This is a genomic window from Corynebacterium sp. (assembly GCF_022712195.1).
Lineage (GTDB): Bacteria > Actinomycetota > Actinomycetes > Mycobacteriales > Mycobacteriaceae > Corynebacterium.
Genome location: NZ_JALAGY010000003.1, coordinates 1 through 6769 on the forward strand (window position 1 = coordinate 1; position 6769 = coordinate 6769).

Consider the following 6769-nt stretch of genomic DNA (forward strand, 5'->3'; position numbering starts at 1 on the left):
GTGACGGTGTGCGAGCTGGTCAGCGGGTTGCGGTCACGTTTGCGGCAGGAGGTCGGTCGCCGACGGGCCGGAGACCTGTCGGCACGGTGCCGTCCCGGGGTGGCAGGGGGGACGGCAGGGGGCACGGAAGTCGGTGCGTCACGGTGCTCCTCCCGGCTCTCTCGGCGTTGTCGTCCTGTTCCACGGCGCCCTGGGGCGGTGGAGAGTGAGGCACGTGGGTGAGGTGCTGCCCGAGCCTACGCCAGCGGGCGAGGTGGCGCCGTCGGGGTGGCGGGTCGGGTGGACCCGGACCCCACCCCGGTGTATTATCTGACTGAACAGTCAATTAATCAGTGGCCGAGGAGGACGCCGGTGGCACGTCGGGTGGACCCGGAAGAGGTCGAGCGGAAGAAGGCGGTCATCGCCGGGGCCGCTGCGAGCCTGTTCGCGGCCCGTGGATACGAGAACACCAGCGTCGCGCAAATTGCCGCGGAGGTGGGCACCAGCCCGGCGAGCGTCTTCTACTACTTCCCGGACAAGGCGTCGTTGTTCCGCGCCCCGTTCGAGCAGGACGTCCCCGCCGCCGAGCGGCTCATCGCCCGGTACGCGGACGCCCCCGACGCGCTCGGGGCCGTCCTCGAGGTGGTCGACGCCCTCGCGGGGGAGGCCGCCCACCCCCACGCCCAGGGTCTGATGGTGGAGTCGCTGCGCAGGATGTCCCACGACCCCGAGCTCATCGCCGTCGCCGAGCGTGCCGCGGAGATCCAGCGTGCCGGCCTGGCGGCACTGATCGCCCAGGCGATACGCGACGGCCGGGTGGACCCGCGCCTGGACGCGGACTCCGCGGCACAGTGGCTGCTCGCGATCGTCGACGCCTGCTTCCTGAACGCCGTGCCGGGGAGGTCGCCCTCGTCCGAGGTGCGGCGGACCGTGCTGGGCTACCTGAAGGGACCACACCATGAGTGACACTGACGACCCCACGGCCACCACCGTGGGGATCCCCGCCCGATACACCGCCGTCTTCACCGCGGGCGGGGCGGTGGTGGGGCTCGTGGCCTCGTTCATCGTCGGACCGCTGGTGGGCTGGCTGCTGGGGCTCATCGGGGACGCGCCGGGTCCGCTGCGGCTCGCCGCCGAGCTGCCGTTCGTCTGGGCGGTGCCGGTGCTCAGCCTGGTCGGTGCGGTCGCCGGGTTCCTCGTCGCCGCGTCGTGGACGGAGGGTGCCGGCACGCTCGAGGTGGCCGACGACGGCGTCACCGTCCGTTCGAAGGACGCCGACCGCTTCATCCCCGCGTCGTCGGCCGCGCGCGTCATCGTCGAGAGCAAGGAACTGGTGGTCCTGGACCACGGTGCCGCGGAGGTGTTCCGTGGCCCCGTGGAGGACGAGATGCTCCCCGGCCTGCGGGCGGCCCTGAGGGAGCACGGCTACCCGGAGCTGGAGTCCGTGGACCCGTACACCGCGGACTTCACCACCTGGGTGGACGGCGACGGGCGTCTCGACGGGGCGGACGAGGAGCTGCTGCGGGCCCGGCGGCGGGCGCTGGCCGACGGGCGTCCCGGTGCCGCGGAGGAGGCGCTGGACGAGCTGCGTCGTCGCGGTCTCATGGTGCGCGACCGGGAGGGACGCCAGCAGTACCGTCGTCTGTGAGGGCGTCCCTACCCGGCCGGGTACTCCATCGGTGCGCCGGGGCCGAGGGGGACACCCAGCGCCCACCAGGCGAGGAACAGCAGGAACCAGCCGACCATCATCGCCACGCAGTAGGGGATCGTCATGGACATCAGCGTGCCCAGCCCGGCCCTGCGGTAGTAGCGCAGCAGGAAGGCGAACGCCATGGCGAAGTAGGGGTTCATCGGGGTGACGATGCTGGTCGTGGAGTCGCCGATGCGGTACAGCATCTGGGTGACCTCGGGGGAGATGCCGATGTACATCATCATCGGCACCACGATGGGGGCCATCAGTGCCCACTGCGCGGACCCGGAGGTGATCATCATGTTGAGGAAGGCGACCATCAGCACGAAGCAGGCGAAAAGGACCGGGGTGGGGAGGTTCCAGCTCTGCAGCATGTCCGAGCCCTTGATGGACAGCCAGATGCCCAGGTTCGAGGCCTCGAACCACGCGATGAACTGGGACACCACGAAGAACAGCACGAGCATGGGGAGCATCGTCTGCAGCCCCTTGACCATGAAGTCGGGGATGTCGGTGGGCTTCCGGATGCTCTTCACCACCAGCCCGTAGACGGTGCCCAGCAGGAAGAAGCCGACGGAGATCGGCACGGCGATGTCGGTGATCAGCGGGCTGTCCATGACGGCGCCGCCCTCGCCCTGCAGCGGGGAGCCGGGGATGAACAGCAGCGCGAAGTAGGCGGCCAGGAAGACCGCGCCCGCGAGTCCGACGAGCGCCAGCCCGCGGCGTTCGGTGGGCTTCAGTGTCAGGTCGCTGACCACCCGCCCGTCCTCGTCGGTGAAGTTGACCTCGTCGTAGTTGACGTCGTCGTGGTCGACGATCTGGTGGATCTTCCGGTCCATGAACAGCTCGGTCAGTGCGGTGATGATCAGGGCCAGGACGATCGACGAGGCGATGACGAAGTAGTAGTTCGCCAGCGGGTTCACCACGTACTCCGGGTCCACCAGTTGCGCGGCGCTGGTGGACAGGCCGGCGAGCAGGACGTCGGTGATGTTGAGCAGCAGGGAGGCGTCGAACCCGGCGGCGGCCGCGGCGAAGGCCACGATCGCGCCGACGACGGGGGAGCGTCCCAGGGCGTTGAAGGCCATGGCCCCGAGCGGGATGATGACGATGAAGATCGCGTCCGAGGCGATGGAGCCGGTGACCCCGGCCAGGGCGACGGCGAAGGTCAGTGTCTTCGGCCCGGTCCTGGCCACCATGGAGCGCACCGCCGCAGAGATCAGCCCGGAGTGCTCGGCCACCGCGACACCGAGCATCACCGTGATGATGACGCCCAGCGGCGGGAAGGAGGTGAAGTTGGTGACGGCCCCGGAGACGATCAGCTGCAGGCCGTCGGCGCTGAGCAGGTTGGTGACCTCGATCTCGTCCCCGGACTGCGGGTCGGTGGCGTGCATCCCGATGAGGGACCCCAGCCAACTCGCCACGAGCACGACGCCGGCCAGGCACACGAACAGCCAGAACGGGTTCGGCAGCAGGTTGCCGAGTCGTTCCACCCATCCGAGGAATCCGGGGGTGCGGGTGGTCTTCTTCGCCGACGTGGCTGATGCGGCCGATGTGGCCGATGTGGCCGATGCTGCCTCATCCTCCGGCCGGGTCGGGGTCTCCTGTGGCGTCATGGGGCCGCAGACTACCAACGCGGCCGGGGATGCGCAGGAGATGTACGGAGTCCGTCCTGTCACAACTGTCACATCCGCTTCTTTTGCCCCAGGCGGTCGGGTACGGTAGCGACGTGATCACATTCGACAAGGTCAGCAAGACATACCGGACATCCACCCGGCCTGCATTGCAGGACATCTCGGTCGAGATCGGGAAAGGGGAGTTCGTCTTCCTCATCGGCCCCAGCGGCTCGGGCAAGTCGACCTTCCTGCAGCTCATGATCCGGGAGGAGGAGGTCGACGCCGGCGACCTGCACGTCGCCGACTTCCACGTCAACACCCTACCCAAGCGGAAGACGCCGCAGCTGCGCCAGAAGATCGGCTACGTCTTCCAGGACTTCCGCCTGCTGCCGAACAAGAATGTCTACGACAACGTCGCCTTCGCCCTGGAGGTCACCGGACGACGTCGCGACGCCATCGAGAAGTCGGTTCCTGAGGTGCTGGACATGGTCGGCCTGGCGGGGAAGGGGCAGCGCATGCCCGACGAGCTCTCCGGTGGTGAGCAGCAGCGCGTGGCCATCGCCCGGGCCACGGTGAACCGTCCGCTGGTACTGCTCGCCGACGAGCCCACCGGCAACCTGGACCCGGACACGTCCGCTGAGATCATGGCGCTGCTCAACCGCATCAACCGTGGGGGAACCACCGTCGTGATGAGCACCCACGACGACGTCGCCGTCGACTCCATGCGTCGTCGCGTCCTGGAACTGTCCAACGGCAAGCTCGTCCGCGACGACGCCCACGGCATCTACGCCGTCGGGCGCTAGGGAAGGAACACGACCATGAAGATACGTTTCGTGCTCAAGGAAGCCTTCGCCGGGCTGACCCGCAACGTGACGATGACCGTCGCGATGGTCATCACCACCGCCATCTCGCTGGCGCTGCTGGCGACCGGTGTGCTGATCACCAACATGACAGCCGACACCAAGGAGCTCTACCTCGACCGCATCGAGGTCATGGTCCAGCTCGACGACGAGATCTCCTCCGACGACCTGGACTGCTCCAGCGAGGTCTGCCGGGACATCCGCGACACCCTCGAGGCCGACGACGACGTCGAGTCGGTGACCTTCCGCAACAAGGACCAGAGCTACCAGCGTTTCGTGGAGCTGTTCGGGGAGTCCGACCCCGTGCTCGTCGAACAGACCTCGCAGGACGCCTTCCCCGCGGCGCTGCACGTGCGCCTCGCCGACCCGCTGGACACCAGCCCCATCGACGAGATCGCCGAGAAGCCCGGGGTGGCCACCATCGTCGACCAGCAGGACGACCTGCGTGGAGCGACGCAGAACCTCGACGCGGTGCGCAACGCCAGCTTCGTCCTGGCCGCCGTCCAGGCGGTCGCCGCCGTCTTCCTGATCATGAACATGGTACAGCTCGCGGCCTTCTCCCGCCGGCACGAGACCAGCATCATGCGCATGGTCGGTGCGACACGGTGGTACACCCAGGCGCCGTTCATCCTCGAGGCGGTGCTGGCGTCCCTCATCGGTTCGCTGCTCTCGGTCGGTGCACTGCTGCTGGGCAAGACCTTCCTGCTGGACCAGGCGCTCGGGTCCCTGTACAACGCGAACCTCATCGCCAGGATCACCGCCACCGACATCTGGCTCGTGTCGCCGTTCGTCATCCTCGCCGGCGCCCTCGTCGCCGGCGTGACTGCGCAGGTCACACTGCGCTGGTACGTGAAGAAGTAAGCGGGTAGACTTCGTCGGGCTATGGCGAAGAAGAGCACACCGGTGGATTCCGGACGGAAAAAGGGCGAGAAGGCCGCCAGGCCGGGGAAGCCCGGCACGAAGAACGGTGGCCCGCTCGTCGTCGCCACCAACCGCAAGGCCCGCCACAACTACCGCATCCTCGACACCGTCGAGGCCGGGGTCGCCCTCGTCGGTACCGAGGTCAAGGCACTGCGCCAGGGCAAGGCGTCCCTGGTGGACGCCTTCGCCACCATCGACGACGGCGAGGTGTGGCTGCGGAACCTCCACATCCCCGAGTACGCGCAGGGTACGTGGACGAACCACGCGCCGCGCCGCGTCCGCAAGCTCCTGCTGCACCGCGGCGAGATCGACTCGCTGATGGGCAAGGTCCGCGACGGCAACAACACCCTGGTCCCGCTGCAGCTCTACTTCGTCTCCGGCCGCCTGAAGGTGGAGCTCGCGCTGGCCACCGGTAAGCAGGACTACGACAAGCGGCAGGACATCAAGCGCCGCACCGAGGAGCGCGAGGCGACCCGTGAACTCGGCCGCCGGATCAAGGGAATAAAGGGCTGAATACCCGGGTTGACCGGGGTGACCCACCCGCACTAGGATGAGTCATCCTGCCACCGCCGAGCTTTCCGGTGGCGGGGAATGCACGACCGACGAAAGTCACCGGGGTCGATCAGGTTTCGACTTCGTGCATTGAGCCAGGGGAAGCGTGCCGGTGCAGGCTGGAGACCACCGTAAGCGTCGCAGCAACCTATAGGCGCCGAGAAGAACACTCAGCGCGACTACGCCCTCGCTGCCTAATCAGCGACCGCGTGTCTGTCAGCCCGGGTAGGTCCCTGACCCGGTCACTGGCATCAGCTAAGGGACTTGACGCCACCGTCCTGTCGTTCGGGCGAGTGGCGGACATTCCAGAACGACTGGGCTCATCATCCGGGCACGTCCGCATGACCCGGAGAGCCGAGCAGAGATGACCGCGGACTGCGCACGGAGAAGCCCTGGCGAGGTCGCGAAGGACCCGGGTTCAATTCCCGGCGGCTCCACTGCAGAACCCCTGACCCTCACGGGTCAGGGGTTCTTTGCGGCGTAGGTGGCTGTGTGTTTGCTGAGACTGATGTGCCGGAGTGGCAGGGGGCCTGCCGACTGCCGGGGGTACGGCGAGGAGAAGTACCCCCGGGGGCATGGTGTTAATTTCTGCTATGAAATGTCATGCCGTTAGATTCTCTCAGACGATCTAGTGACAGACACCATTCTTCAGAAGGAGCCGCCCACCTTGAGTAACCCTGTCTCGGGTCAGCAACCCACACCTCGCCCAACGCCGGGAATCCGGTACCTGAAACTCGCCCTCGCCTTAGCCTCCGTGGTGTTCGGCGGCATCCTGCTCCTGGCTTCAGTGTTCACCATTGATTTTCCCATGGTGCTCATTGCCGTCGCAATCGCCCTCCCGGGCGTCTGGTGGTTCCTCCACGAACGTAAGGCCAGGTCCGGTGCACCCATGAAACGCCACTGGGGTGTGATTGCGGCCGTGGCCATCGTCTCGTTCATCGGAGGCGGACTACTGCTCCCGAGCTCCGATTCTGCAGATGAACCCGCCTCAGCCGAGAAAACAACAAGTAGCAGTACGGCTCGTCCCCCGGTCGGGGCGCCCACAGCCGGCAGTGAAGAGCCCACCACAACAACTTCGCCACCTGAGCCGCATCAGGACGAAGAGGCAGCTCCTGTACGACGTGATCCGGCTCCGGACCGAGCTGTAGCTCCAGCAC

Annotated in this window: 6 protein-coding genes and 1 other RNA gene; 6 read left to right on the top strand and 1 reads right to left on the bottom strand. The window is 67.2% G+C overall.

Annotated elements, in window-relative coordinates; genetic code table 11:
* Positions 1-351 precede the first annotated feature (351 nt).
* Entirely contained in the window at positions 352-945 is a 594-nt protein-coding gene (locus tag Q0A34_RS00095; RefSeq protein ID WP_291477271.1) for a TetR/AcrR family transcriptional regulator, read from the top strand.
* The gene (locus tag Q0A34_RS00100) at positions 938-1627 is read left to right on the top strand and encodes a hypothetical protein (protein WP_291477273.1); all 690 of its coding nucleotides are present in this window, start codon (positions 938-940) and stop codon (positions 1625-1627) included. The genes Q0A34_RS00095 and Q0A34_RS00100 overlap by 8 nt, the downstream gene beginning before the upstream one ends.
* Before the next feature lie 8 nt (positions 1628-1635).
* Here the strand turns inward: Q0A34_RS00100 and Q0A34_RS00105 are convergent, their stop codons facing one another.
* Positions 1636-3279, bottom strand: a complete 1644-nt coding sequence (locus tag Q0A34_RS00105) for an AbgT family transporter (protein ID WP_291477274.1) — start codon at positions 3277-3279, stop codon at positions 1636-1638.
* A gap of 113 nt (positions 3280-3392) precedes the next feature.
* Between Q0A34_RS00105 and ftsE the strand changes: the two genes are divergently transcribed.
* The 4 genes from ftsE (at position 3393) to ssrA (ending at position 6052) form a co-directional block, all read left to right on the top strand.
* The gene (gene ftsE, locus Q0A34_RS00110; protein ID WP_291477275.1) at positions 3393-4082 is read left to right on the top strand and encodes a cell division ATP-binding protein FtsE; all 690 of its coding nucleotides are present in this window, start codon (positions 3393-3395) and stop codon (positions 4080-4082) included.
* Between the two features lie 15 nt (positions 4083-4097).
* Positions 4098-5000: a permease-like cell division protein FtsX gene (gene ftsX / locus Q0A34_RS00115; protein ID WP_291477276.1), complete on the top strand. Its 903-nt coding sequence runs from the start codon at positions 4098-4100 to the stop codon at positions 4998-5000.
* A gap of 21 nt (positions 5001-5021) precedes the next feature.
* The gene (smpB, locus tag Q0A34_RS00120) at positions 5022-5573 is read left to right on the top strand and encodes an SsrA-binding protein SmpB (RefSeq protein ID WP_291477278.1); all 552 of its coding nucleotides are present in this window, start codon (positions 5022-5024) and stop codon (positions 5571-5573) included.
* Between the two features lie 101 nt (positions 5574-5674).
* Positions 5675-6052, top strand: a transfer-messenger RNA (tmRNA) gene (gene ssrA, locus Q0A34_RS00125).
* The last annotated feature ends 717 nt before the right edge of the window (positions 6053-6769 follow it).

Coding starts and splice junctions, on each gene's coding strand:
- Q0A34_RS00100 (WP_291477273.1), top strand. CDS start 938: ATGAGTGACACTGACGACCCCACGGCCACCACCGTGGGGATCCCCGCC.
- Q0A34_RS00105 (WP_291477274.1), bottom strand. CDS start 3,279: ATGACGCCACAGGAGACCCCGACCCGGCCGGAGGATGAGGCAGCATCG.
- ftsX (WP_291477276.1), top strand. CDS start 4,098: ATGAAGATACGTTTCGTGCTCAAGGAAGCCTTCGCCGGGCTGACCCGC.
- smpB (WP_291477278.1), top strand. CDS start 5,022: ATGGCGAAGAAGAGCACACCGGTGGATTCCGGACGGAAAAAGGGCGAG.